Source organism: Flaviaestuariibacter terrae (assembly GCF_054777635.1).
The window spans coordinates 1,686,132-1,711,770 of record NZ_BAAHAL010000008.1 but is presented as its reverse complement, the minus strand read 5'-3'; the positions used below and the strand labels follow the sequence as shown (position 1 = coordinate 1,711,770).

General features: G+C 59.9%; 17 protein-coding genes and 1 pseudogene. 9 read left to right on the top strand and 9 right to left on the bottom strand.

The features are described from left to right. Positions 1 to 153: 153 nt before the first annotated feature. Positions 154 to 2,718, bottom strand: coding sequence for a WD40/YVTN/BNR-like repeat-containing protein (locus ACYU7Z_RS15550; protein ID WP_460572111.1), 2,565 nt, complete (start codon positions 2,716 to 2,718; stop codon positions 154 to 156). Between the two features lie 120 nt (positions 2,719 to 2,838). Here ACYU7Z_RS15550 and ACYU7Z_RS15545 point away from each other — a divergent pair, with 120 nt between their 5' ends. The 3 genes from ACYU7Z_RS15545 (at position 2,839) to ACYU7Z_RS15535 (ending at position 5,242) form a co-directional block, all read left to right on the top strand. Further along, a complete protein-coding gene (locus tag ACYU7Z_RS15545) occupies positions 2,839 to 3,297 on the top strand; it encodes a hypothetical protein (RefSeq protein WP_460572109.1) in 459 nt (152 codons plus the stop codon). 336 nt (positions 3,298 to 3,633) lie between these two features. Continuing rightward, on the top strand, positions 3,634 to 4,374 hold the full coding sequence (locus ACYU7Z_RS15540) for a ferredoxin--NADP reductase (protein WP_460572107.1): 741 nt from the start codon (positions 3,634 to 3,636) through the stop codon (positions 4,372 to 4,374). A gap of 106 nt (positions 4,375 to 4,480) precedes the next feature. Further along, on the top strand, positions 4,481 to 5,242 hold the full coding sequence (locus ACYU7Z_RS15535) for a YdcF family protein (RefSeq protein WP_460572105.1): 762 nt from the start codon (positions 4,481 to 4,483) through the stop codon (positions 5,240 to 5,242). A gap of 135 nt (positions 5,243 to 5,377) precedes the next feature. On the opposite strand, the gene ACYU7Z_RS15530 is transcribed toward ACYU7Z_RS15535, so the two are convergent. Further along, positions 5,378 to 6,841: a glycine--tRNA ligase gene (locus tag ACYU7Z_RS15530; protein WP_460572103.1), complete on the bottom strand. Its 1,464-nt coding sequence runs from the start codon at positions 6,839 to 6,841 to the stop codon at positions 5,378 to 5,380. Positions 6,842 to 6,911: 70 nt separating this feature from the next. Further along, positions 6,912 to 8,048 carry a YihY/virulence factor BrkB family protein gene (locus ACYU7Z_RS15525; protein WP_460572101.1) on the bottom strand — a complete coding sequence of 379 codons (1,137 nt, stop codon included), beginning with the start codon at positions 8,046 to 8,048 and terminating at the stop codon, positions 6,912 to 6,914. A gap of 285 nt (positions 8,049 to 8,333) precedes the next feature. On the opposite strand from ACYU7Z_RS15525, the gene ACYU7Z_RS15520 reads away from it, so the two are divergent. Both ACYU7Z_RS15520 and ACYU7Z_RS15515 read left to right on the top strand, forming a co-directional pair. Beyond that, entirely contained in the window at positions 8,334 to 13,250 is a 4,917-nt protein-coding gene (locus ACYU7Z_RS15520; RefSeq protein WP_460572099.1) for a T9SS type A sorting domain-containing protein, read from the top strand. Positions 13,251 to 13,336: 86 nt separating this feature from the next. Then, positions 13,337 to 13,915 carry a hypothetical protein gene (locus ACYU7Z_RS15515; protein WP_460572097.1) on the top strand — a complete coding sequence of 193 codons (579 nt, stop codon included), beginning with the start codon at positions 13,337 to 13,339 and terminating at the stop codon, positions 13,913 to 13,915. Here ACYU7Z_RS15515 and ACYU7Z_RS15510 read toward each other — a convergent pair. The 5 genes from ACYU7Z_RS15510 to dtd all read right to left on the bottom strand — a co-directional run bounded on the left by ACYU7Z_RS15510 (position 13,912) and on the right by dtd (position 17,087). After that, positions 13,912 to 14,613 (bottom strand): LytR/AlgR family response regulator transcription factor, encoded by a 702-nt coding sequence (locus tag ACYU7Z_RS15510; protein WP_460572095.1) that lies wholly within the window; start codon positions 14,611 to 14,613, stop codon positions 13,912 to 13,914. The genes ACYU7Z_RS15515 and ACYU7Z_RS15510 overlap by 4 nt on opposite strands. 3 nt (positions 14,614 to 14,616) lie before the next feature. Next, on the bottom strand, positions 14,617 to 15,657 hold the full coding sequence (locus ACYU7Z_RS15505; protein ID WP_460572093.1) for a sensor histidine kinase: 1,041 nt from the start codon (positions 15,655 to 15,657) through the stop codon (positions 14,617 to 14,619). Positions 15,658 to 15,925: 268 nt separating this feature from the next. After that, on the bottom strand, positions 15,926 to 16,255 hold the full coding sequence (locus tag ACYU7Z_RS15500) for a nucleotide pyrophosphohydrolase (RefSeq protein WP_460572091.1): 330 nt from the start codon (positions 16,253 to 16,255) through the stop codon (positions 15,926 to 15,928). Continuing rightward, complete coding sequence (locus ACYU7Z_RS15495) at positions 16,252 to 16,635, bottom strand: group III truncated hemoglobin (protein ID WP_460572089.1); 384 nt, start codon at positions 16,633 to 16,635, stop codon at positions 16,252 to 16,254. The genes ACYU7Z_RS15500 and ACYU7Z_RS15495 overlap by 4 nt, the downstream gene beginning before the upstream one ends. Continuing rightward, the gene (gene dtd, locus ACYU7Z_RS15490) at positions 16,635 to 17,087 is read right to left on the bottom strand and encodes a D-aminoacyl-tRNA deacylase (protein ID WP_460572087.1); all 453 of its coding nucleotides are present in this window, start codon (positions 17,085 to 17,087) and stop codon (positions 16,635 to 16,637) included. The genes ACYU7Z_RS15495 and dtd overlap by 1 nt, the downstream gene beginning before the upstream one ends. A gap of 259 nt (positions 17,088 to 17,346) precedes the next feature. On the opposite strand from dtd, the pseudogene arfB reads away from it, so the two are divergent. The 3 genes and pseudogenes from arfB to ACYU7Z_RS15475 form a co-directional block, all read left to right on the top strand. Further along, positions 17,347 to 17,736 (top strand): annotated as a pseudogene (arfB, locus tag ACYU7Z_RS15485) (alternative ribosome rescue aminoacyl-tRNA hydrolase ArfB); the annotation flags it as partial. Positions 17,737 to 17,782: 46 nt separating this feature from the next. Beyond that, positions 17,783 to 18,820: a cytochrome-c peroxidase gene (locus ACYU7Z_RS15480; protein WP_460572085.1), complete on the top strand. Its 1,038-nt coding sequence runs from the start codon at positions 17,783 to 17,785 to the stop codon at positions 18,818 to 18,820. A gap of 241 nt (positions 18,821 to 19,061) precedes the next feature. Beyond that, complete coding sequence (locus ACYU7Z_RS15475) at positions 19,062 to 20,570, top strand: lipopolysaccharide biosynthesis protein (protein ID WP_460572083.1); 1,509 nt, start codon at positions 19,062 to 19,064, stop codon at positions 20,568 to 20,570. Positions 20,571 to 21,244: 674 nt separating this feature from the next. Here the strand turns inward: ACYU7Z_RS15475 and ACYU7Z_RS15470 are convergent. Next, on the bottom strand, positions 21,245 to 21,889 hold the full coding sequence (locus ACYU7Z_RS15470; RefSeq protein WP_460572081.1) for an MBL fold metallo-hydrolase: 645 nt from the start codon (positions 21,887 to 21,889) through the stop codon (positions 21,245 to 21,247). A 74-nt stretch (positions 21,890 to 21,963) separates the two neighbouring features. Between ACYU7Z_RS15470 and ACYU7Z_RS15465 the strand changes: the two genes are divergently transcribed. Further along, the gene (locus ACYU7Z_RS15465; RefSeq protein WP_460572080.1) at positions 21,964 to 25,458 is read left to right on the top strand and encodes a hypothetical protein; all 3,495 of its coding nucleotides are present in this window, start codon (positions 21,964 to 21,966) and stop codon (positions 25,456 to 25,458) included. Positions 25,459 to 25,639 lie beyond the last annotated feature (181 nt).

Sequence of the window (25,639 nt, the reverse complement as noted above, 5' to 3'; positions counted from 1 at the left end):
ATTGACGTTTTGGGTTTTACGTTTTACGTTGGGGTTTCCGGTTTGGGATTGGAGAACGGGCATAGCGCAAAAAGTCCCGGCCTTTCGGACCGGGACTTTTTATGAGGAGTTGCCGAAGTCGTGGCAACTGGAAAATGAAAAGGGAAAACGGCTCTACCGGATCACCTGCTGCACGAAGATCTCGCCCTTGTCGCCGGTAACCCGTACCACGTAGGCACCGTGGGCCCAGCGATCGGTGGGCAGCTGCGTCAGGCTGTAGGCGCGGGTTTCGCGGTGCACGAGGGCGCCGCGCGTATCCCATACCTCGATGTTCATCCGGCGGATGTTGAGCGTTCCCGGCACGATCGTGATGCGGTTGTTCGCGCCCGACACGTAGCGGATAAAGTCGCGGGTGGCGGTCACGTTGCTTACGCCGGTAGCCTGGGTGAGGTTGGCCGTCCAGAGGCCGCGGCCATGGGTAGCGGCGAGCACGAGGCGGTCGGAAGCACGGTATTTCAGCATGTACACCGGGGTGTTGGGGAAGTTGGCGTAGGGCGTCCAGGTAGTGGCGGCGCCGGCGAGCGAGGTTGTAAACCACACGCCGAGGTCGGTGCCGATCATCATGCCACCGGAGCCGTTGCCGGCGCCATTGGGCTCAATCCCGGCGGGAACGAACATGGACCAGTACACCGGCATGTCGGGCAGGTTGCCTTCCACGCTGGTCCAGGTGGTACCGCTGTTGGTGGTTTCCCAAAGGCTTACCACCCCGAAGTTGGACAGGGTCACCACAAGGTGGGCGGGGTTAGCCGGGTCGATCTCGATCGACGAAACCGCCGCATTGGCCACCGAGCCGGTGATCTGTACGTTCACCGAAACCGTAGGCGTTGTGGCGTTAGCATTGGTGAGCTTCAGCAGCTGCGGCTTGGCCGAAGCGAACGAGCAGCCGAGCCATACCGTGTTGGCCGCGGAGGGATCGACGCGAACCGCGGTGACCTCGCGGCTTCCCATTACCGAAATGGTGCGGGTTGCGCGGCCCGGCGTGCCGGTGAGGTTGCTGATGACCGTCAGCTTGTTGGCATCGTCGCCGCAGTAAAGCACCTTGGCGGCATCGTCGAGGTCAGTGGGGTTGATGAATTGTCCGGTCGAGGAAGTATTTCCTGTCAGGGCCTGGAAGTTGGAGCCGTTGAGCGAGCGGTAGTAGGAGTTGCCCACGTACGCAGCGATCTGGAGGTTGCCGTCGGTCTGGTCGATGTGGGGGATACCTCCGTCGCCGCCTACGACAGCCGCTGTAGCGTTAATGCCGGCGGTAGTGAAGCGCTGGGTGTTGTTGTCCTGGGCACCGGCGAGGAAGTAGTTCGTGTTCGTCGGGTGGAAATCGGCGCCGTAAAACTGTGTTACGTTGTAGCTGTTGTTCTTGTTTTCAAAAAATGCGGAGGCGCCGTCGGCGGGGTTGTTCGATACGAAGATGCCACCGTCGTTGCCCGCGATGAGGCGGTTGGAGTTGACGTATACGAGCGCGTGCTGGTCGACGTGGATGGAGCCCGAGATACGGGTCCAGGTCTGGCCACCGTCGGCGGAGCGGGTGATGTACGCGCCACCGGCCACGAGTACGTCGGCGTTCGACGGGTCAACAGCCGCAATGAGGTTGTACCAGGTTTGCGAAGCCGCTCCGTTGTTTACGTCGATCGGGGCTACCATATTGGTCCAGGACTGGCCGCCGTTGTCGGAGCGGAATGCTTCCGTCACCTGCGAGTTGGTGCTGTCCTGCGCGAGGAGGTAGAGGCGGTTCGGATCAGAAGGAGCGACGGCGAGCTCGCAGCGGTTGGTGGCTACGGAGAACGTCGGCGTAACATCAACCCAGGTGCCTACGGTGCCGGTGTTGGCGCCATTGGAGCCCGACGACTTGATGACGATTGCGGAGGAAAAGATGCCGAGCGTTGCGTACACGTCGCCGTTCGAGGCTACCTCGAGGTCGGCGCCGCGGCCGGTGCGGTAGTTCAGTTCCGTCAGCGGGAGGCCGGCGACCTGGGTCCAGGTGGCGCCGTTGTCGGCGGAGCGCATGATGCCGCGGAAGGCGGTGGCCGAGTTGCGGAGCGATACATAGAGATTGCCGCTGTTGTCCTGAACCAGGTCCTGGCAATATTCGAAATCGGTGGTCGCCGGGAGTACGTTCCAGGTAAGACCGCCGTCGGTCGACTTGAAAATACCGGCGCCCTTGACACCGTCGACGTTGAACCAGCCTTCGCCGGTGCCGGCGTAGATAACGCTGGCATTCGTGCGATCCTGCACCAGGCAGGTGACGGCGAGGTTGTTCATGCGGTCGGCTACAGGCGTCCATTGCACGGGGGCCGAAAGGAAGTTGGTGCTGCGGAAGATGCCTCCGCTGACGGAGGCTGCCAGCACGGTGTTGCCGGTGGCATCGGCGCGGTCAACGAGGATGGCGCGGGTGCGGCCGCCCACGTTGCTGGGGCCACGCTCCGTCCAGGGCAGGGATGCCGTGCGGCCGTTGGCGATCAGCGAGCGGCGCGCCTGCTCGGCGCTGAGGAGGCGGGAGGAAGGAACGGTGTTGAGCTCCGGGTCGCGGGTCATCAGGAACTGCTGGCGCTTGGCGAGCTCCATGCCATCCTGCTCGAGGCGCTCTTCACGCTCTTCGGTTTGCTCGGCACGGTAGGCGGCATAGCCAAAATAGGTTGCGGCACAAACCGCCAGCGCGGCAGTGGCCTTGATCAGGGACTTCATAGTAGACATAACAGGATAAGCAGTTCGGGTTGGATGAACGTATGTTTTGGAAAAATCTTATTTAAGAAATGCTTAGTAAACTCTCAAATTTACAGAATATCACAGCGTAAACCCGCTCCCATGCGTAAATTTTTGACCCTGCTTGCCCTCTCGTTCGCCCTGGCGGCGTCGGCCCAAACCGGCGCCAGCGTTTCTCTTTACGGCTTCGCACGCCCCTCCCACCCCGGGATCGTTCCGCCCAATTACCCCAATGCCACGCTGATGGACTACCGCATTTTCGTGGCCCATGCAGCCGGCGCCTTCCGCATCACGGGGCTGCGCATCGGCGGTAAACCATACGCTTTCCGGAGCCAGGTGGTTGCCAGCCCGGTGACGGTCGAAAACGGCAACCTCCCGCAGCAGCCGCGTACCGATACGCTGGTGCCGCCCACAAAGCGCATTGTGGAAGAAGTGATCCTGCCCAGGGGGCCGGTGCGCCCGGGCGCAGGCGCGCTGCAGCTGCGGTACACCTGGAAGGGGAAAGCCTATGTGAAAACGTTGAAGTCCTGGAAGGAGCTCGAGCCGATCCTCCACGAGTGAGATAGAAAGTGGGATGTAGGATCTCGGATGTAGGATGTAGGATGTCTGATCTCGGATGTCGGATCTTTCGGGCGTTGGGGTAAAAAAAAGAGGGCCGATAAGAATACCAGCCCTTTTAACCTAAACCGTCCGACAAAAAGTATGTTGAGTTCGACTCTTCTGTTTGTAACTAGCGCTGAATCAATGTTTCATGTATCGTTGCGCTACATGGATATAATTTTCAAGCACTATGCCAATATCGGCTAGCGCCGGGTTTAAAATCAGTGGCGGCCCCGATTAAAACATGAAAAGGCCCGCTTTAACGCATTTTTGTAGCTTCACATAAAGACGGAAGCTATGCCGCTGCAACCCTGGCGAAAAGGAATCGTTACCCGCATTGAGCAGGAGACCCGCAATACGCGCCGCTTTTGGGTAAAAGTGCCCGAAGTAGAGCAATTTGACTTTTTACCTGGGCAATTTGTTACCCTTGATCTCCCCATCCACGAAAAGCCCAACCGGCGCTGGCGCAGCTATTCGATCGCCTCCTGGCCCGATGGTAGCAATGAGTTCGAGCTGCTCATCGTTCTCCTGGAAGGAGGAGCCGGCACGACGTACCTCTTCAACGAGATCACAACAGGCTCCGAGTTGCTGCTCCGCGGACCGCAGGGTGTATTCACGCTCCCGGCGGTTATCGAGAAAGACCTCTTCCTGGTATGCACCGGCACCGGTATCGCCCCCTTCCGGAGCATGCTCCAGCACATCCGTCGTACGGGCCTCGAGCACCATAACCTCTATCTCATCTTCGGCACCCGCGAAAAGGCCGACCTGCTGTACGAAGAAGAAATGCGGCAGCTCGAGCGCGACCTGCCCCGCTTCCGCTATCTCCCCACCCTCTCCCGCGAAAGCTGGGAAGGCTGCTGCGGCTATGTGCATGCGGTGTACGAAGACATCGTGCTCACCCAGCAATCCACCCTGGGCCACTTGCCGCATGCGCGCTTTTACCTCTGCGGCTGGAAGGCGATGGTCGATGAGGCCCGGCAGCGCATCGTGCAGCTTGGCTTCGACAGGAAAGATGTAGAGCTGGAGCTGTACGGATAACCGGTTTCGAGCGTCATTGCGCGCGCAGCGAAGCAATCGGCATCACGCGGAGCCGATTGCTTCGGTCCACTTCGTTCTCCTCGCAATGACGCCCTACATTCGCGGCATGTTTGTCCTCCTCAAAGTCATCCTCTGGTTTTTCCGCCCGCTTATCTGGGTGATCGTTTTGTTTGCCTGGGGGCTGCTGACCAAAAAGCCGCTTCGCAAGCGCCGCCTGATCGGCGCGGCCTTCGGACTCCTGCTCTTCTTCAGCAATCCCGCGATCATCAATGCCTTGTACCGCGCCTACGAGCCCAACCCCGTTGCGCTGGAGCAAGCGGGACAGTACAGCGCCGGCATCGTGCTCGGCGGTTTTGTGAATTACAACCAGAAGGATGATGCCGGCTATTTCAACAGCGCATCCGACCGATTTATCCAGGCGGCGCTCCTGTACAAAACCGGGCATTTGCGCAAGCTCATCATCCCGGCGGGCAACGGCTATATCGTTGAGCACGGCTTCCAGGAGGCCACCTTTGCGAAGGAGAAGCTCGTACAGCTCGGCATTCCCGAAGGCGATATCTATACCGACGTGCGCTCGCGCAACACCCTTGAGAATGCGCAAAACACCAAGCACATCATCGACTCGCTGCAGCTGAAGGGCCCTTTCCTGCTGATCTCGTCGGCGGCGCACCTGCCCCGGGCCCGCCCCGTGTTTGAAAAGCTCGGTGTTCCCGTGGAGCTCTTTCCCTGCGACTTTATCTCGCGTGGCGTCGGCAACAATTTATTCGAAGATTATTTGCTCCCGCAATCGACCGCGCTCCGGAACTGGGATTCGTTCATCAAAGAAATACTTGGCGTAATCACCTACAGGATCACCGGCAAAGGGTAGGGAATAGCGAACAAGGAACAGGGAATTAAGAATTACGATCGGAAAGTTGGAGGTTAAAAAAAAGAAGGGAAGCCTATTCGGACTTCCCTTCTTTTTTCATTATTCCTTGTTCCTTGTTCTTCTGTTCCAGCGCTGTCAAAGCATTGCTGTGAGCACGATATTCCTGACTTCACTCATCGGCACCCGCTCCTGCTTCATGCTGTCGCGGTGGCGGATGGTGACGGTGCCGTCTTCCTTGGTCTGGTGGTCGATGGTAACGCAGAACGGGGTGCCGATGGCATCCATCCGGCGGTAGCGTTTGCCGATGGTATCCTTCTCCTCGTAAAAGCATTTGAACGAAGAACGGCAGTCGCTCATAAGCTGCTGCGCGATCTCGGGAAGACCGTCTTTTTTCACAAGCGGCAGCACGGCCAGCTTGATGGGCGCGAGCTTCGCCGGGAACTTGAGCACCACGCGGCTGTCTTTCTTTTCGTCGGTGCTGAGATCCTGCTCCTCGTACGCCTCGCTCAGGATCAGCATCACCGTGCGGTCGACACCGATGGAGGTTTCGATCACGTAAGGAATGTAGTTGCCATAGGGCTTGCCGGTGGCCGGGTCGATGTCGTTGTCGAAGTACTGCATCTTCTTGCGGCTGTACTCCTGGTGGTTGCGCAGGTCGAAGTCGGTGCGCGAGTGGATGCCTTCCACTTCCTTGAAGCCGATCGGAAAATCGTACTCGATATCGCAGGCCGCGTCGGCGTAGTGTGCCAGCTTGATGTGGTCGTGGAAACGGTATTTGTCCTGCGGGATACCCAGCTCCAGGTGCCACTTCATGCGCTCGGCTTTCCAGTACTCGTACCACTCCTTCTGCGTGCCGGGTCGGATAAAGAATTGCATCTCCATCTGCTCGAACTCGCGCATCCGGAAGATGAACTGGCGCGCCACGATCTCGTTGCGGAACGCCTTGCCGATCTGCGCGATGCCGAACGGAATTTTCATCCGGCCCGTCTTCTGCACATTGAGAAAGTTGACGAAAATGCCCTGCGCCGTTTCGGGACGTAGGTAGATCGTATTGTCGCCTTCATCGGAAGTGGCGCCGAACTCCGTGGAGAACATCAGGTTGAACTGGCGCACATCGGTCCAGTTGACGGTGCCCGACACGGAGCACGCGATCTTGTTCGATTCGATCAGGTTCTTGAGACCGGCAAAATCGTTGTTGGCGAGCAGGCCGTCCATCTGGCCCTGCAGCAGCTCGGCCTGGTCCTTGTGCCCCCCGGCCTCGAGCTCGTCGATCTTCGCCTCGATAAGATGATCCACGCGGTAGCGCTTCTTCGAGTCCTTGTTATCGATCATCGGGTCGGAGAAGTTGTCGACGTGGCCGGAAGCCTTCCAGGTGGTGGGATGCATGAAGATGGCAGCGTCGATGCCCACGATGTTCTCATACATCCGGGTCATGGAGTTCCACCAGTGGTCCTTGATGTTCTTCTTCAGCTCCGCGCCCCACTGGCCGTAATCGTACACGGCGGCAAGGCCGTCGTAGATCTCGGAAGAGGGGAAAATAAAGCCGTATTCCTTGCAGTGGGCGATGATCGCCTGGAACTTGTTGCTATCCGTTGCCATAGGGCGCAAAAGTAAGGTTTCGGCCCGCTTGAACCGTCACGGAGCGGAAGCGCCGCGGCGAAGCCATCCGCTAGCGCCCCCTGCGTATGGCGCCTGCGATGACGGCCAGCAGTGCGACCCCCACGGCTTTCACCGGGCCCACTTTCGTGCCTTTGCGCTCTTCCACGGCATGCGCGAGCTGCGGGTCGCGGGGGGCATTGCCTGAGCTGACGGCCAGCTGGGGATACGCCCTTGTGCGCCAGGGCTGCTGCGGGTCGGCGGGTTGCAGCACGTCCTGCTGCGGCTGCTTCTTCGGCTCGGCCGAGGCCACGATCGAGCCTTCCATCGGCACGGCGTAGTGATTGGGAATAATGCCCGGACCGTATTGCACGAGGTAGTTCTTCGTGAACTCGGCGCCGAAATACAGGATGAACGCCGAATAGTAGATCCACAACAGCAGTATGATGAGCGAGCCGGCCGAACCATAGGTAGAGCCTACGTTCGACTTGGCGATGTAGAGACCGATAAGAAATTTGCCGATCAGGAAAAAGGCCGCCGTAGCGCCGGCGCCGATCCACACGTCGCCCCACTTGATCTTCGCATCCGGAAGTACCTTGAAGATCCCGGCGAAAAGCACCGTTGTCACAACAAGCGTGAGCACGAGGTTGATGATGTAAAAAAGAATGACGCTTACGTCGGGGAAGCGGGCCATGAGCCGGTCGCCGAGCCCTTCGATCACCGCGGTGGCCGCCAGCGACACCAGGAGCAGGAAGCCCAGGGTACCGACGAGACCAAACGACAGCAGGCGGTTCTTGATCACTGCCTTCATACCGGCCTTCGGGTGCACCTTGATGCCCCAGATACCGTTGATCGAGTCCTGCATCTCGCCGAACATCGACGTGGCACCGATGAGCAGGGTGACGGCGCCGATAACGAGGGAAACAGTTCCTTTACCGCTGAGTGAAGCGCTGCGGATCATTTCCTGGATCTGGGCGGCCGAGGCTTTGCCCACGATACCGCTTATCTGGCCGAAGAGCTGCCCGGAAACGGCCTCCTGCCCGAGGAAAAAGCCCGCCACGGATATAATGACGATCAGCAGCGGCGCGAGCGAAAAAATGGTATAGTAAGCCAGCGAAGCGCTGAGCTTGGGTACTTTGTCTTCGGAAAAGCCCTTGACGGACTGCTTCAACAGGGGCACTACCGACTTCCACGAGAATTTCTTGTTCATTCCTGTCGCATTTGGCAGGACTAAATCCAAAAACACGGCCAGAAACGCGTATTCCGTTTCCAGGCAATCAGGGGATGGCTGCATCCCCCGCCCGCGTCCCGCTGCCTCCGACCTCCCTTCTGAAAATCGCTGTTTTTGCACCGCGGATCGTAGAAATACGTACGTAATAACCGGCACGGTTTGACAGCCCCGCGCCGATACTTCGTCGCTACTTTTGTTTTCCCTTCCTGTTGAATCCCCGCTGACTCGCGAAACGCCGCATCACTCACTTTAAAACCAAAGCACATGCAAACTGCATCGCGCCCGCGTACGGCTTCCCGCCCATACACGCGGCCATTGAATCGCCCCGGATTCGTTTGGACCCTCCTGCTTATTATGATCCTGGCGCCGGTCGCCGGGCTGCTGGCGCAAACCGGCACCGTGGACGGGACCTACAACTTTGCCAGCCTCGGTGTCGCGGATGGCGGCGCCTCGGGTTACAAAGCGCAACAGGACAAGTTCCTGGTGAGCAACATTTTCGTCCAGGTAAGCACGAACCGGATGTATGCCAACAACACTACCGCCGGCGCGTCGCAGTTCGTAGTGCTGAAAGCGAACAATTCCGTCATCAAGACGTTCACGCTGAAGGACATGAAGTTCCAGAACGGCGGGCCCACGAACTACGCGCTTTCCGTGTTCAACATCACCCTGAAGGATTACAGCGGCAACACTATTGCCGCGCACTCCCTGGCCTCGAACGTTTCGCTCAACACCTCGGGCACGACCTCGGTAGCGATGTCTGCCTTTCCTTTTTCAACAGCCTGGCCCGCGGCCGGTTACGATAACGTGAACTCGGTGGAGATCACCTTTCAATATTCTGCGGCGAACGTACATCCCGATAATATGGACTGGGTAAACTGGACGCTGGCGAACCTGTCGAACACCACGCCCACCTCGCTGACTGTGGGCAGCATTTCGGGCTCGCCGTTCTGCGCGGGTTCGTCGATCAGCATTCCCTACACAGCCACCGGCATCAATTCGGGCAACACGTTCACGGCGCAGCTCTCCGACGCCAGCGGTTCCTTCGCCTCTCCCACGACACTGGGAACTGTATCGAGCACCGCTTCGGGCACGATCTCCGGCACGATCCCCACGAATACCGGCACCGGCACGGGATACCGCGTTCGCGTCGTGGCCAGCAACCCCGGCAGCACTTCCAGCGACAATGGCTCCAACCTGGCGATCAATGCCAAGCCATCCGCCAGCATCAGCAGCTTTACCAATGTGGCCTGCTTTAACGGCTCCAATGGAACGATCACAGTTACCGCTTCGGGCGGCACCCCTTCCTATAGCTATTCGTGGTCGCCCTCGGGCGGCACTGCTGCTACAGCAATCAATCTCTCCTCCGGCAACTATACGGTGACGGTGCAAGACAGCAAAGGCTGCCAGGCTACCGCAACCAGGACGCTGACGCAACCGGCTTCGGCACTGAGCGGCTCCGTGGTCATCAGCAATGTGGCCTGTTTCGGCGGTACCACCGGCGCAGTCAACCTCACTGCTTCCGGCGGCACGCCCGGCTACACCTACAACTGGGGCGGCGGCGTAACCTCGGAGGACCGCACGAATCTTAGCTCCGGCACTTACGGGGTAACGATCACCGATGCCAACAGCTGTCAGTACACGATCTTCCCGATCAGTGTCACACAGCCCTCGGCACCGGTATCGGGTACGACTGTGGTGTCCACCGTGGCCTGCTTTGGCAGAAATACCGGCGCTATCAACCTGACCCCCAGCGGCGGCGCAGGCGGGTACACGTTCCTTTGGAATAACGGCACGACTACCACGGAAGACCGCGCAGGACTCGTGGCCGGGACCTATTCAGTGACCATCACCGACGCGAACTCCTGCACCGGAACGGTCGGCAATATTGTGGTCAGCCAGCCTTCCGCGGCTGTTTCCGGAACAACGGTGGTGACCAGCGTGGCCTGCTTCGGGGGCAATACCGGGGCCATTAACCTGACACCTGCGGGCGGGGCGGGTGGCTATACCTTCCTTTGGAACAACGGAACAACGACGACCGAAGACCGCACGGGCCTGACCGCCGGTAATTACTCGGTGACCATCACCGATGCCAACAGCTGCACGAGCACCGTGAGCAACATCCTCGTTACACAGCCCACGAGCCCGGTATCGGGAAGCACTGTTGTGACCAGCGTAGCCTGCTTCGGCGGCACTACAGGTGCGATCAACCTGACGCCTACCGGCGGAGCAGGCGGGTATACCTTCCTTTGGAATAACGGCAGCAGCAGCACCGAGGACCGGACTAACCTCACGGCCGGCACGTATTCGGTTACCATCACCGATGCCAATGGCTGCCAGGGCACGGTTTCGAACATCATTGTCGGCCAGCCTTCGGCGGCGATATCCGGAACAACGGTAGTGACCAACGCCGCTTGCTTCGGAGGCAATACAGGCGCCATCAACCTGACGCCCAGCGGAGGCGTCGGTGGCTACACATTTCTTTGGAATAACGCCAGCAGCACTACCGAAGACCGAACGGGCCTCACGGCCGGCACCTACGCGGTGACCATCACGGATGCCAACGGCTGCATCGGAACAGTCAACAATATTTTGGTCAGCCAGCCTTCGGCAGCGGTTTCGGGGTCCACCGTGGTTACCAACGTCGCCTGTTTCGGAGGCGCCAACGGCGCCATCAACCTGACCCCGTCGGGCGGAACCGCGGGCTATACCTTTAACTGGGGAAACAGTATAACTACGGAAGACCGCGTTGGCCTCGCATCGGGCAATTACAGCGTTACGATCACAGACGCCAATGGCTGCACGGGCACGTTGAGCAACATACAGGTAACACAGCCCAGCGCTCCCGTCTCGGGAACTGCGTCGGTCAGCAACGTATCGTGCTTCGGAGGCTCCAACGGCTCGATCAACCTCACGCCAGGTGGCGGCACTACCGGCTACACCTACAACTGGGGCGGCAGCATTACAACCGAGGACCGCACAGGACTAACGGCGGGCTCCTATTCGGTTACCATCACCGATGCCAATGGCTGTACGGGAACCGTCAGCAATATCCAGGTCACCCAGCCCGCGCAACTGGCGGTGGATGCCGTCGGCAACCAGACCGTGTGCGCCGGGCACAACAGCAGCGCGGTAAGCTTCAGCGGCAACGCCGGCAGCTACGAATGGACTAATGACAACAACTCGATCGGTCTCGCCGGCTCGGGCAGCGGCAACATCGATGCCTTTGCTGCAGCCAACGCCACAACGGCGCCCGTTTCGGCAACGATCAGCGTGACACCGGTATCGGGCGGATGCAGCGGTGCTCCCATCTCCTTCACAATCACCGTCAACCCCGCGCCTTCCGCTACGATCACGTACGCGGGCTCGCCCTACGCAACCGGCAGCGGCTCTGCTTCGGCAAGTTTCTCCGGCACAACGAGCGGCAGCTATTCGTCCACTTCGGGTCTTGCACTTGATGCCACTACAGGAGCCATCGACCTGTCGGCCTCGCTGCCCGGTACCTACACGGTGACCTACACGGTAGCGGCCGCCGGCAGCTGCGACAGCTATAGTACCACAACGTCGGTAACGCTGTACAATCCCTTCTCGGCCAGCATCAGCTACAGCGGCTCGCCCTATTGCGATGCGACCGGTACAGCCACCGTTACCCACAGCGGCAGCAGCGGCGGTACCTACACGGCTACGCCCGCAGGCCTTTCCATTGACGCGGGTAGCGGCGCCATCGATCTTGCCGCATCGGCGGCCGGCACCTACACGGTGCGCTATGGCATCTCGCCCTCCCAGTTCAGCAACACGCAGGTCGTTATTCGCCCGGCCGTGCTGATCAACGGGTTACCCAATACGGTATTATGCAATGGCGACAGCTATGGTCCCGTGACCCTTACCGGCGCACCGGGCCTGACGCTCTCCTGGACTGCTCAAAACACGGCCATCGGCATTGCCGCCTCCGGCCAGGGCAGCATCCCCGCCTTCACCGGCAGCAACAGCGGCAACAGCCTCATCTCCTCCTACATCTACCTTCAGGCAAGGGGCGGCACAGGATGCCCCACCGGCAAGGCGATCTTCCGCCTCAGCGTCAACCCCACCCCTGTACTCAGCGGCCCCGGCAGCGCCCAGCTCTGCGCCGGCAGCGCCAGCGGTCCTATTACGTTCGCCAGCACCGTAGCCGGCACATCGGTATCGTGGACCAATACCAATACCTCCATCGGACTGAACGGCAGCGGCAGCGGTAGCATTCCTTCTTTCAGCACCGTGAACAACAGCGGCATCTTACAAACCGCAACGATCACAGCGACCGGCCAGGCGGAAGGATGCGCAGCCAGCCCCTATTCGCTGCAGCTCGACGTGTCGCCCGCCGCAGGCACAATCACCTACAGCGGATCTCCCTATTGCCAGGCGGGTTGGGCCTATGTGCGCCGCGCAGGCTCTCTGGGCGGTACGTTCTCATCCGCACCGGCCGGTCTTGCACTGAACCCCAGCGATGGATCGGTAAACCTCGCCGCTTCGACCCCGGGCACCTACACAGTGACCTACACGGTGGGCGCCTCGGGTGGCTGCTCGCCCACGGCTACAACCAGCATCACCATCAAGCCGATGGCTACGGTCAACGGCATCGCCAACCAGGTGTATTGCAACGGTACGGTAACGGCGCCCATCGCCTTCAGCGGTACGGCGACCAACTTCTCCTGGACCAACGACAATACCTCCGTCGGGCTGGCTGCCTCGGGCACCGGCACGAGCCTGCCTTCCTTTACAACGGTCAACGCAGGCCCGGGCGTACAGTATGCCTACATCAAGGTAACGCCGCTGGCCGGCTCGAACAGCTGCGTCGGCAAGGCCATTGGCTTCCGTATCTCGGTGAACTTCTGCCCGCCCATCACCCAGTCGGGTGGCACGGCTGCGGGTGGCGATGGTACGGCCCGCCTGTCGCCGGCGGCCAGCGTGCAGCTGAGCCCCAACCCCGCCAGCACCCAGCTGACGGTTCGCTACAGCGGCAGCGACGCAGGTCCCTTCTCGGTACAGCTTCTCGACGCCCAGGGTGCGCCCGCCACGCGCCTCCAGTCGTTCACCGGTGCAAGCACCACGATCGACCTGTCCACCGTGCGCCCCGGCATCTACCTGCTCCAGCTGGTCAACGCCCGCACAGCAGCTGCCCTGCAAAAACAGGTGATCAAGCTCTAGACTTCCGGCAGCAACGGCAAGCAATAAGAGGTCCCGTAGAAATACGGGACCTTTTTTATTAGGGACGGGCTTAGTACCTTGGAAGCATGAAGTCCAACGAATGGGACGTTTTGTGCTACGAGGGGCGGCAGCTCCCGCTCGGCGAGGCATTGCTGGAACCCTATTTTCAAAAGCACCCGGCCCTGCGCCCGCCGGGAAGCGGCCGTAGCTATTGGGCCAGCTATGCATTGGAGGATGGCGAGCTGCGGGTGCATGATGTGGAAGTGGCCGATGCGCGCAACCTGCGCACAGGGCGCCGCTCCGTGCTGGCGGGCGTGTTTGAAAGCCCCGAAGACCGCATCGTACGCTGGCACAGCGGCCTGTTGCTGCTGCCTTTCGACAAGCAGTTCCTGCTGCTTGAGATCCGCCGCGGGCGGCACACGGGAACACGGCTTTACGATGCCGCAAGCCTGGCCGCTTTCAAGAAAGAGCAATTTGATTATTTCTGCCTAACCGACGACTACGAAGCACTCGAGGCCGCGACACAAAAAGAGTTCGAGCTGCAGGAGCAGGAAGCGCGGAGAAAAGATGCGGGTCGCGGGTACCGCGCTTTTGATGCCGGCGCCTTTCGGCAGAAGCTTTTACAGGATATCCTGCTGCACTCGCGCGAGTTGCTCGCCGACTAGCGCCGCGCCAGCGCCGCCTGCAGGTCGGCGGCATAGCCTTCACTCACCGGTATCGGCCGGCCGCCGACGGTCACCTGCGTCCGCTCCACTTTATCGATCTGCGAAATAGCCACGGCAAAAGAACGATGCACCCGCAGGAAATGACCCGCAGGGAGCGCTGCCAGTGCTTCGGCCATATTGCTCCGCGACAGGAGGCTCCGCCCGCGCAGCACATAGGTAACATAGTTGCCCGAAGACTCCAGGAACAGGATATCATCCAGCGCCACTTTCACCTGCTCGTAGCCGGTCTTGATAAATACGTGCGCCGCGGCCGGCTCGGGCGCGCCGCGGTACCGAAACAGCTCGTAGGCCTTGTTACAGCCTTTCATGAAACGCGCCAGCGAAAAGGGCTTCAGCAGGTAATCCACCGCATCGAGCTCGAAGGAGGTGGCTGCGTGCTCGGCATAGGCCGTGGTGTAGATCAGCAGCGGCTTCCGCGACAGGCTCTGGAAAAAATCGATCCCCGAGATGTCGGGCATTTTGATGTCGAGGAAGATAAGGTCGACGGGCTCCTTCTGAAGGTATTCCAGCGCAGCGAACGCGTTGGTAAAGGTGGCCTTGAGCTCGAGGAACGGCACCCGGGCGGCATGGGCGCTGACGATGTCGAGCGCAAGCCGCTCATCGTCGACGGCGATGGCCTTCATTACGGGTTGCTGCATATGCTAAGTTAACCGGATCGACAGATGCACGAAGAATTCGGTGCCCGTGTTGCGCACGAACAGCTCGTGGCGATCGGGATAAAGCACCGCGAGGCGATGACGCACGTTGGCGAGGCCGATGCCGCTGCGGTCGCGCTCGGGATCGTCGGATGTCTTGGGTGCGACGCTGTTGTGGACATCGAGGAAAACGGTTCCATCCTTCACATCGAGCGTCACGTTGATATACGACGGCGTGCGGAAGGAAATACCATGCTTGAACGCATTCTCGACAAACGGGATAAGAAGCATCGGCGCAATGCGGAGGCCCGAAGGCACCTCGTTGATATGCGCCGTCACCAGCACCGACTCGTTGCCATCGGTACGGAGCCGCTGCAGGCGGATGTATTGCTGCAGGTAGTCGGCCTCGCGGGCCAGGTCGATCTCTTCCTGCTGGTTGTCGTGGATCATGAAGCGCATCAGGTCGCCGAGCATCTGCACGCCATCGGCGGTACGCTGCGCGCCCTCGTTGAGCGCCAGACCGTAGATGGAATTGAGTGCGTTGAACAGAAAGTGCGGGTTGATCTGCGAGCGGAGGAAATCAAGGCTGGCTTCCGACTGACCCAGCTCCTGCTTCAGGTGCGTGACCTCCTCTGTGGTTTTGCTGCTGCGTCGGTAGAAATACCAGGCCAGCGGCGTCATCACCAGCAGTTGCAGCGCCGCGTTCCCCATTACAAAGCCGAAGGCGTCGCTGGCGGTTTCGTGGTAGAGATGCGCGAGGAGGGCGAAGGGCACCGCCGAAAGCATCAGCAGCAGGCCGACCAGTACCAGCAGGGTGATAAAGTTGCGTCGTCCTTTCGGCATGCGCGGCAGGATCACCTGCGTGGTAAGCGTATACTGCAAAATGCTGTAGGGGAGCATAAGACCAAGCAGCACCATCATCTCACTGTCGGTGTCGGTAAAGCGGTAGAGGAGCAGGCTGAAGCTCCAGATCAGCAGGGATGCCAGGAAATTACGAAGAACGATGCCGTACCGGGGCCGGACCAGCAGGTCGATGTAGCGTTGCATGCTGCAATGTTAGCACGCACGGCCCACCTGGCGCGGGCCCATGTGACGAAGGGCCCCGAAAATGGGACAAGGCTGCCATGCCGGGCGCTCACCCCTTTTTTTCCGCGGACATCGTAACAGGGTGCGGTGCGCTGCGGACCGCAGGTGTACCCCGTTCATCAGTACGACGCTGACCAGCCGGCACAATGGGTAGGTCCTCAACCGGCTTGCTGATTGATTTCGTTGCGTGCGTGCTGCCTGGCCTCTTCGACCTCCGGCAGCGCGCGTTTTAGCTACCCAGCTTGGGGTTATCCCGATGACGGTTCGCGTCGCGGGCCGTTTTCTTTTCGAAATTCTTTTGCAGGGCATCGGTAAGGTCGACGCCGGTTTGGTTGGCAATGCAGATCAGGACCCAGAGCACGTCGGCAAGCTCGTCGCCCAGCTCTTTGTGGCGGTCGCTTTCCTTGAAGGATTGCTCGCCGTAGATCCGGCTCATGAGCCGCGCCACCTCGCCCACTTCCTCGGTGAGGATAGCCATGTTGGTGAGCTCGCCGAAGTAGCGCACGCCGGTGCTGCGGATCCATTGGTCTACCTGTTGCTGGGCCTCTTGCAGGGTCATAGTCCTTTGTTGGGGTGATTGAGTTTGATATCCATAAGGGTAGCCACCGAGCGTGCCCGCTGCTGCATGAGCGTGGCCCGTGGGCCTTCGAAATGCGCGGCGACGGTGGCCGTGAACAATTCGGCCCAGCGGTCGAGATGCTCCTTGCGGATGGCCGACAGCTCGTGAATGTGCTGGTGCACCGCCATCACGTTCTTTGTATAACTACGGGTATTGAGCACAATAGCTTCCCAGAAATCGGCGATCACCGGGAGGTGCGTTTCAAGGTCGAGGGGAACCACCTCGGTGAAGAACCGGCCGATGCGCTCGTCAGCAAAAGCCTTGCGGTAAAAGTCCTGCAGCACGGCCTCGATATCGGCCCTTGTTTCCACGTCGCGCATCATTCTTTGTTTTGCGTATCGATAATGATCGTTACCGGCCCGTCGTTGAGCAGGAACACCTCCATGTCGGCGCCGAAGCGGCCGGTTTCCACCTTCTTCCCGAGCTCCGCTTCCAGCTGCCGCACAAAGGCTTCGTATAGCGGGATGGCCACATCCGGGCGGGCGGCCCTGATAAACGAAGGGCGCGCGCCCTTCTTCGTGGCGGCATGGAGCGTAAACTGGCTGATGGCGAGGATACCGCCGTCCACATCGCGCAGCGAGCGGTTCATGAGTCCCGCCTCGTCGCCGAAGATCCGGAGCGATACGATCTTGGCGGCGAGCCACTGCACATCCTCCTGCGTATCGGCATCCTCCACACCCACGAGCACGAGCAGCCCCGCGCCGATGGCGCCGACCACATTGCCATCGACCTTTACCGATGCTTCCGTTACCCGTTGAATAACTGCGCGCATGCGGCAAAGCAAGGCAAAAATCAACAGGCAAAAATCAAAATCTTGGACGGCTGTGCCGGCGGAGCGCTCCCTGACCGTCATTGCGAGGAGGGCGCTCCGCAGGACGCCACTGCGAAGCAATCTCATGGGGCCCACCCGCAGGTCGAATGCATCCGCAGTACCAGCCGGGAAGGGATTGCTTCGCTGCGCTCGCAATGACGTTGCCAGACATGCATTCCGACGCTGCTAATGAACCTACTTTTGCCGCATGGATCTCTCCGCAGAAATACAATTCCAGACAACGCGCTCCGGCGGCAAGGGCGGGCAGAACGTGAACAAGGTGGAAACCGCCGTGATCGCCTGGTGGCCCGTTGCCGCGTCGGCGCTCGTGAGCGAGGAGCAGAAAGCGCTGCTGCTGCAGAAGCTCGCGCACCGGCTCAACGCGGAGGGCTCGTTGTGGGTGAAGGCCCAGGCCTACCGTACCCAGCTCGAGAACAAGCAGGATGCCCTGCGCAAGCTGCGGGAACTCGTGGAAGAAGCCCTCAAAAAGAAAAAGCCCCGCATCGCCACCCGCACACCGCGGGGTGTGAAGGAAGCGCGCCTCGAGCAGAAAAAGCGTTCGGGCGAGCGAAAGTCGGCACGCCGGCGGCTGCGTCCCGGCGACTTTTAACAGGTCTGCGCAGCCTTTTACTTTATTTTAGTAGCAACAAAAAAGCATGCGTTCGTTTCGTGTTATCGGGATCATTTGCGCCGGCGTGGTACTCGCGGTGGCGGCCCTGCAAAGCTGCCGCAGGGATGATATCGGCTTCGTGGGCACGCGGTTGCCCTTTGCCGTTCCGGCCGGTTTCCCCCAACCTGTTTACGACTTCACAGCCCACCCGTTGACTGTGGAGGCAGTCGATCTCGGGCGCCGCCTGTTTTATGAAGGGGCACTCTCGAAGGACAGCCTCTATGGCTGCGCTTCCTGCCACCAGCCCGCCGCGGCCTTTACCACCTTCGACCACGACCGCAGCCACGGCTACAACCATTCCCATACGCTCCGCAATGCGCCGGCACTGGCCAACCTGGCCTGGTACCGCGCTTACCTGCAGGACGGACGCTACGACAACCTCGAAAGTGTCATCTCCGGGCATATCACGCATCCCAATGAGATGGGCGAGAACTTCCCCGAGGTGATCGGCCGGCTTTCCGCCGACACGGCCTACCGGCGTCGCTTCCGGGCCGCTTACGGCGACGAGTCGGTAACCGAGGCCCGTATCGTGGATGCGCTCAGGCAGTTTTTGCTCAGCATGGTTTCGGCCGACAGCAAGTGGGACCGCGTGCAGCAGGGCACGGCCGCCTTCGACGCGGGCGAGGCCGCGGGCGCGCAGGTGTTTGCCGCGAAGTGCGCGACCTGCCACAGCGGCGCCCTCTTCAGCGACTTCAGCTACCGCAATACGGGGCTTCCCATCGACCCCAGCCTTTCCGACTTCGGCCGCATGCGCGTTACCGGTAACGGGGCCGACTCGCTCAAGTTCCGCGTACCGTCGCTGCGCAACCTGTCGCTCAGCAGCTATTACGGCCACGACGGCCGCTACAGCGCCTTTCGCCTCATGATCCGCCATTACCGCGACGCCGTAACGCCCTCGCCCACCGTTGACCCGTCGCTTGCCGGCGGCATCGCCCTCAGCAGCGCCGAGGAAGATGCGCTCGTGCGCTTTTTGTATACGCTTACGGATACGGGGTATATACACAACCCGAAGTACCTGCCGTAGGGGAAGTGATTAAGTCGGAAGTGGGAAGTGGGAGCTGTATACTCCACGTACTCATCGGGCAGCAGCGCCAGCCTGCAAGAGATTGCTTCGTTGCCTTCGTTTCACTGCGGCGCCTCGCAATGACGGTCCGGTTGGGGCGGCTCCTCGCAATGACAGTTCGAATGGGATATACTTGCAACGAAAGCGATCAACCCAACTTCCCGCTTCGCACTTCCGACTTCCGTACTTTTGTTGACCAACGATGAGTGAGATCAAGAAACTGGCCGGGCAAACGATGTGGTATGGCGTAAGCTCGATCGCCGCGCGTTTTCTCAACTACCTGCTGACCCCCTATATCACCAGCAAGCTGGCCACGAACGCATTTGGCGAGGTGAGCACGCTCTACGCGGCCATTCCCTTTCTCAATGTCATCTTCACCTATGGCCTCGAGACCGCCTATTTCCGCTACGCCAAAACCCGCGAAGACCACCAGCGGGTGTACAACACCGCGTCGATATCCCTGCTGACGAGTACGGCCCTGTTCACCACGATCCTCGTCGTTTTCCGCCAGCCGCTGGCGACGCTGCTGCTGTTCCCGGCCCACCCCGAGTACCTTACCTACAGCGCCCTCATCATCGGCCTCGATGCCGCTTCCACACTCGCCTTCGCACGGCTCCGCTACGAGGGACGCCCCCGGATGTACGCGCTGGTGCGCGTGTCGGGTATCCTGGTTAACATCGCGGCCACTTACTTTTTCCTGTCGGTCTGCCCCTCGCTGTATGCCGCCGATCCGTACAGCTTCGTGCACGGCTTTTACCGCCCCGGCTACGAGGTCGGCTACCTGATCTTCGCCAACCTGCTGCAGTCGGCCATCAGCTTCCTGCTGCTGGCGCGCGGCGTCTTCGCCTTCCGCTGGCGCTTTGAGCCGAAGCTGTGGACGGAGATCCTGGCCTACTCGGCGCCCCTTATCCTGGCCGGCTTTGCGGGGATGATCAACGAAACCTTCGACCGCATCATGCTCGGCTGGTGGGTGACGGCACCCACGCAGGAAGCCGCAAAGGCGCAGGTGGGCATCTACGGGGCCTGCTACAAGCTGTCCATTCTCATCACACTGTTCATCCAGGCCTTCCGGATGGGCGCGGAGCCCTTCTTCTTCAAGCAGGCGCAGGGGCAGGACCCGAAGCGCACCTATGCGCGCGTGCTCAAGTTCTTCGTTATCGTCATCTGCTTTATGTTCCTGGTGGTGGCCCTCTTCCTCGACCTGTGGAAGTATTTTATCGCGAAGCCGTATTGGCCCGGCCTCGGCGTCGTGCCGATCCTGCTGCTGGCCAATATGTTCCTGGGCGTGTATTACAACCTTTCCATCTGGTACAAGCTGTCCAACCGCACGTCGGCGGGCGCCTGGATCACGCTGATCGGGGCGGCACTGACGCTCGTGATCAACTACCTGTTCATCCCGCGCTTCGGCTACTATGCCTGCGCCTGGGCCACCTTCTTCTGCTATGGCAGCATGATGGTTGTATCGTATATCTGGGGACAGAAGGTGTACCGCGTTCCCTATCCCACCAAAAAACTGATCGCTTACGGAGTGATCAGCGTAGCGCTGTACGGCCTGCAGAGCGCCTTCAACTGGCTCGGGCTTTCCGCGGCGGTCAACTGGGCCTTCGGTGCCTTCCTGCTTTTGCTGTTTGGCGCGTTCCTGGTAACCGTCGAGCGCCGGGAGTTTGCCAAGCTGCCGGTTGTCGGCCGCTTTTTTCAGCAATCGGCGTGAGAAAGAACGCAGATTTCTTATGATTGTTAAGATTAGCGCATGGTTCGACAAGCTCACCAGGACATCCTTCGTATACGCTCAGGATGACAGTGTCACAGTAAGCATAGCCGAACTGGTCAGCCTGACGCCGTCGCCCAAAGCTTTGGCGTCGGACGAGCGCAGCTGAAGGCCGTTCGTCAGCAAATCATAACCAATCTTAATAATCTGCGCATACCGCCTGCGGGTCCCGAAGCTTCGGGATGTATTCTTTCTGTCCCGCCGCTTGCGGCGCTATGGCATCTTCACATACGGTTACCGTGGCCGGGTACACATCCTCGGGCAGACGAAGAACACTCCGCAGCGCGTGCGCATCGTACTTCGGGTGGCCGAAGGAGTATCTTCAGCCCCTGCGCATGGCACTTCGAATGGTCGAAGGAGTATCTGCACTTCCTGCGAAGGGTATTTCGTCTATCCGAAAGGTTATTTGCAGCACCTGCAGATGGTACTTCGGGTGGTCGAAGGGGCAAGTTCAACGCCTCCGGATCGCCATTCGACCGGGAAGCAGCAGGAATGTGAAACGGTCTTACCACATGCATTGCTGGCGAACCGCCCCATCGGGGCGGATGGTAGTAGCAAATCATAACCAATCATAACAATCTGCGCATCCCGCTCGCGGGATCTGCGTTCTTTCGCTCCTACGGCATCTTGACAAACGGGTTATCGCGCCGCTCGTCGCCGATGCTGGTGCTGCCGCCGTGGCCCGGGTATACGATCACATCCTCGGGGAGCGTATAGAGCTTCGTGCGGATGCTTTCTTCGAGAATGGTAAAGTCGCCGCCGGGGAGGTCGGTGCGACCCACCGAGCCTTCGAAAAGCACGTCGCCCGACAGCACGAAGCGCTGGGCCGCGGAATAGAAGGAGATATGGCCCGGCGAATGACCGGGAGTGAAGAGCACATGGAGCTCGTCGTCGCCGATGCGGACAATGTCGCCCTCATCGAGGAAGTGCAGCGGGCCGTCGTAGTTGACAAAGGGCAGCTGCCACAGTTGTCCCGACGCAGGGCCGCGCTCCAGCACGGGCAGCTCGGCTCGGTGCAGGTGGAGCTCAAGGCCCCAGCGCTCGTGCACAAAGCGGTTGCCGAATATGTGATCGAGATGACAGTGTGTGTTCAGAAGAAGCACCGGTTGGAGGCCGTTAGCACTGATAAATGAGGCCAACTGCTCCTCTTCGGAGGCGAAATAGCAGCCGGGATCGATAATACAGCAGGCGCCGTTTTCGTTAGAGAGCACGTACGTGTTCTCCTGGACCGGGTTGAACGTGAAGGTATGAACGGTAAGCATACTGCTTTTTTCCTATTTTTAAATGCAATTTAAATCATTAGCTGAGCGCCATTTCAGAAATTGAACCTGACTTTATGAAGCATCTGAGCCGAAGAGCCGCCCTAGCCGTCCTGATTTGTGTCGTTTTTTCCTTCCTTGGCCAGGCCCAGGTCAACACCGTTGAGTACGGCAAGAACCGGGTCCAGTTCAAGAAGTTCAAGTGGAAATACTACCAGACCGAGAACTTCAACACCTACTTTTCGCAAAACGGTCTCGAGCTGGGCAAATACGTGGCCCAGGTAGCCGAAAAAGAACTTCCGCAGCTGGAGGAGTTCGTGGAATACGGCATGCAGCGCCGCGCCAACGTGGTTGTGTACAACAACTTCGAAGACCTGCAGCAGTCCAATATCGGGCAGGGTATCGACTGGCAAAGCAACGGCGGCGTTACGCGCCTGGTGAACAACAAAATGGTGGTGTATTACGACGCCAACCGCAACAACCTGCGCCGCCAGGTGCGCCAGGGCATCGCGCAGATCCTGGTGCAGAACCTGCTCTTCGGCGACGACCTCGGTGAGTTTGCCGCCAACCAGGCCCTCCTCGATCTCCCCAAGTGGCTTACCGACGGCTACATCGCCTACGCCGCCGAGCCCTGGAGCACCGAGCTCGACGAGCAGCTGAAGAACGCCATGCTGGGTGGCAACTACAACAACTTCTACCAGTTCGCCTTCGAAAAGCCCGACCTGGCCGGCCATGCCTTCTGGTACTACGTCGCCAACAAGTACGGCCCCACGAAGCCGACCTACATGCTCTACCTCGCGCGCATCTACCGCAACCTGAACAGCGCCACGCAGAAGATCGCCAAGAAGAAATTCAAGGAGGTGCTCCGCGACTTCATGGAACAGGAGCAGAACATCTATTTCAAGGATATCCGCGGCCGCCGCATCATGCCGAAGGGCCAGCTGTCGGTGACGGAGGAAGTGAGCAGGAAAAAGGATTTCATCCGATTCAACGCCAACCCGCTGCCACGCTCGTTCACCTACGCCGTTACCGAATACAACCAGGGTAAGTACAGCGTGGTGCTCCACGAAAATTTCGTCAACACCAGGACGCTGCTCTCCTTCGGCCACCGCAGCCGCGAAGACGAGGTGAATCCCAACCTGCCGATCCTCGCCTGGGACAACAAAGGCACGCGCCTCGCCGTCGTGTATACCGAGAAGGGCAAGCTCAAGTTCTTCGTGTACGATGTCATCAACCGCATCAAGATCAACAAGCAGGAATGGAACCAGTTTGACCAGGTGCAGGACATCAAGTACATGCTCAACGCGAACACGCTGCTCGTAAGCGCCGTGCGTTCGGGCCAGAGCGACATCTACACCTACAACATCGAGAAGCAGACCTACGAGCAGGTGACCAACGACGTGTTCGACGACCTCGATCCTTCGTTTGTCAGCTTCCCCAACAAAACCGGGATCATCTTCGCGTCGAACCGCCCCTCGGCAAACGCCGTCAGCGCTGACAGCTCGATGCCCGCACCGCGCTTCAACATCTTCCTTGTCGACAACTGGAACAAGAGCGAGTTCAAGCAGGTGTCGCAGCTGACGAATATGAAGTTCGGCAACGCCCGCAACCCCTCGCCCTACAATACAACGCACTTCACCTTCACGTCTGACGAGAATGGCATCAACAACCGCTACGCCGGCTTCTTCACCACGCAAAAGACCGGTCTCGACACGCTCGTGTTCATCGGCGACGAGGTGCTCCGCAACCCCGAGGCCAAGGAGGTGGACAGCCTGCTGAAAGAATGGAAGAAGACCGACATCGACTCGGTGGGCTACTTTGCCACGAGCTCCGATTCGGCCTACGTGTTCCCGCTCACCAACTACCAGGCAGGCCTCGTCGAGACCCGCACCGCCGGCGACAACACACTGGTGAGCGAAGTGGTGCAGCAGGGCGACGTCAAGAACCTGTACCGCCTGCGGGTGGATGAGAACACGCTGCGCCGCCGCAACGTGAGCACGCCGCCCACCGAATACGTGAAGAAGCTCCGTGAGCAGGAACGCCTCCGCACGACGCAGACCAACACGATGACCAACACGGCCGACTCGACGCACAAGACGCAGACCGACTTCTTCCAGAGCGAGTTCAACGACAAGCGCGACAGCACAGCGGCCGCACCGGCCTCGTCGAATGCCAACAACGGCAAGATCTTCGAAGCCGAGGAGATCGTGGTGGAGCCCGTGCTTAGCCGGGCCAAGCTCTATGAATACCGTCCGCCGCGCTTCTTCACCGATTACGTGGCTGCCGGCTTCAACAACGCCGTCTTCCCGACCGCCAAGTACCAGCAGTATACCGGCGGCACCGGCCCCATCAACCCGGCCAACGGCAACCAGATCAACGGTCTTATCCGCATGGGTACCATCGACCTGTTTGAAGACTACAAGATCTCGGGCGGTATCCGCATCGCGCCGAACCTGCGCGACAACGACATCCTCTTCGAGCTGAATAATTACCGCAAGCGGCTCGACTGGGGCTTTACCTACTACCGCAGCTCCAACCGCGCCGACGTGACGGTCCCGGTATTGATCAACGGGGCACCGACGCTCGTTGACTTCCCCGGCAAGACCTTCGCCAACTACTACCTCGGCCGGTTCCGCTATGCGCTCGACAAAGTGCGCAGCCTGCGCCTCACGGTTGGTCCCCGCTTCGACCGCGTGGTGGTCACCACGGTGCCTGACCCGGGCTTCAACGCCATTTCGCTGCAGGTTCCCGATGTGAAGCAGTCCTTCGGCCAGGCTTCGCTCGAATACGTGCACGACAACACGCTCAACCCGGCCACCAACATCTGGAACGGGCTGCGCTACAAGATCTACTTCGACTACTTCAGCCGCCTCGACAAGGGCGGGCAGGCCTTTGGCCGCACGATGATGAACGCCGGATTCGACGCGCGTCACTATCTCCCGCTGTACCGCAACGTGATCTGGGCAGTACGCGCCGCCGGCGACTTCTCCTTTGCCGAGCAGAAAGTCGTTTACTACCTCGGTGGTGTAGACGGATGGCTCAAGCTGAAAAGCAACGAGATCGTGGACCCGAACACCAACCAGGTGACCGGCTACCGCTACTTCAACGCCGACCCGGCCGCCGCTCCCGATAACCTGACGAACTACTATGCGTACCAGACCCTCGCCGTGAACATGCGCGGCTTCAAGCAGAACCTGGCCAACGGCAACAACAACATCGTGATCAACTCGGAGTTCCGCGCGCCGATCTTCAGCACGTTCTTCAACCGCCCGATCAACAACGCCTTCCTGCGCAACCTGCAGGCGGTGCAGTTCTTCGACCTCGGTACGGCCTGGACCGGCGACATCACGCATATCGCCCGCCCGTCGACCACGTATAGCGATCCTTCGGGCGCCAACCCGATCACGGTACGCCTCAAGGCCGGCGGTATCGGACCCTTCGCCGGTGGCTATGGCTTCGGTCTTCGCAGCACGCTCCTCGGCTACTTCATCCGCTGGGATATCGCCTGGGAGATGAATGGCGTGTTCCGGGGCAAGCCGATGAACTACTTCGCACTCGGCCTGGATTTTTAAGAACAACACAAGCCCGTGATACACTAAGAAAGGCTGCCCTGCGGGCAGCCTTTCTTTCTTTAATGGTCAATGTTCAACACTCAAGAGTCAACTATCAACTGGTTTCGCTTGCTGTGTTGGAGGATTGAGGTGCCTGGCACCCCGTCCCTGAACATTGAATATTGAACATTGATTATTGAAC

Excerpts from the sequence above, each read along its gene's own strand:
- ACYU7Z_RS15550 (WP_460572111.1), bottom strand. The coding sequence starts at position 2,718 with ATGAAGTCCCTGATCAAGGCCACTGCCGCGCTGGCGGTTTGTGCCGCA.
- ACYU7Z_RS15545 (WP_460572109.1), top strand. The coding sequence starts at position 2,839 with ATGCGTAAATTTTTGACCCTGCTTGCCCTCTCGTTCGCCCTGGCGGCG.
- ACYU7Z_RS15540 (WP_460572107.1), top strand. The coding sequence starts at position 3,634 with ATGCCGCTGCAACCCTGGCGAAAAGGAATCGTTACCCGCATTGAGCAG.
- ACYU7Z_RS15535 (WP_460572105.1), top strand. The coding sequence starts at position 4,481 with ATGTTTGTCCTCCTCAAAGTCATCCTCTGGTTTTTCCGCCCGCTTATC.
- ACYU7Z_RS15530 (WP_460572103.1), bottom strand. The coding sequence starts at position 6,841 with ATGGCAACGGATAGCAACAAGTTCCAGGCGATCATCGCCCACTGCAAG.
- ACYU7Z_RS15525 (WP_460572101.1), bottom strand. The coding sequence starts at position 8,048 with ATGAACAAGAAATTCTCGTGGAAGTCGGTAGTGCCCCTGTTGAAGCAG.
- ACYU7Z_RS15520 (WP_460572099.1), top strand. The coding sequence starts at position 8,334 with ATGCAAACTGCATCGCGCCCGCGTACGGCTTCCCGCCCATACACGCGG.
- ACYU7Z_RS15515 (WP_460572097.1), top strand. The coding sequence starts at position 13,337 with ATGAAGTCCAACGAATGGGACGTTTTGTGCTACGAGGGGCGGCAGCTC.
- ACYU7Z_RS15510 (WP_460572095.1), bottom strand. The coding sequence starts at position 14,613 with ATGCAGCAACCCGTAATGAAGGCCATCGCCGTCGACGATGAGCGGCTT.
- ACYU7Z_RS15505 (WP_460572093.1), bottom strand. The coding sequence starts at position 15,657 with ATGCAACGCTACATCGACCTGCTGGTCCGGCCCCGGTACGGCATCGTT.
- ACYU7Z_RS15500 (WP_460572091.1), bottom strand. The coding sequence starts at position 16,255 with ATGACCCTGCAAGAGGCCCAGCAACAGGTAGACCAATGGATCCGCAGC.
- ACYU7Z_RS15495 (WP_460572089.1), bottom strand. The coding sequence starts at position 16,635 with ATGCGCGACGTGGAAACAAGGGCCGATATCGAGGCCGTGCTGCAGGAC.
- dtd (WP_460572087.1), bottom strand. The coding sequence starts at position 17,087 with ATGCGCGCAGTTATTCAACGGGTAACGGAAGCATCGGTAAAGGTCGAT.
- ACYU7Z_RS15480 (WP_460572085.1), top strand. The coding sequence starts at position 17,783 with ATGCGTTCGTTTCGTGTTATCGGGATCATTTGCGCCGGCGTGGTACTC.
- ACYU7Z_RS15475 (WP_460572083.1), top strand. The coding sequence starts at position 19,062 with ATGAGTGAGATCAAGAAACTGGCCGGGCAAACGATGTGGTATGGCGTA.
- ACYU7Z_RS15470 (WP_460572081.1), bottom strand. The coding sequence starts at position 21,889 with ATGCTTACCGTTCATACCTTCACGTTCAACCCGGTCCAGGAGAACACG.
- ACYU7Z_RS15465 (WP_460572080.1), top strand. The coding sequence starts at position 21,964 with ATGAAGCATCTGAGCCGAAGAGCCGCCCTAGCCGTCCTGATTTGTGTC.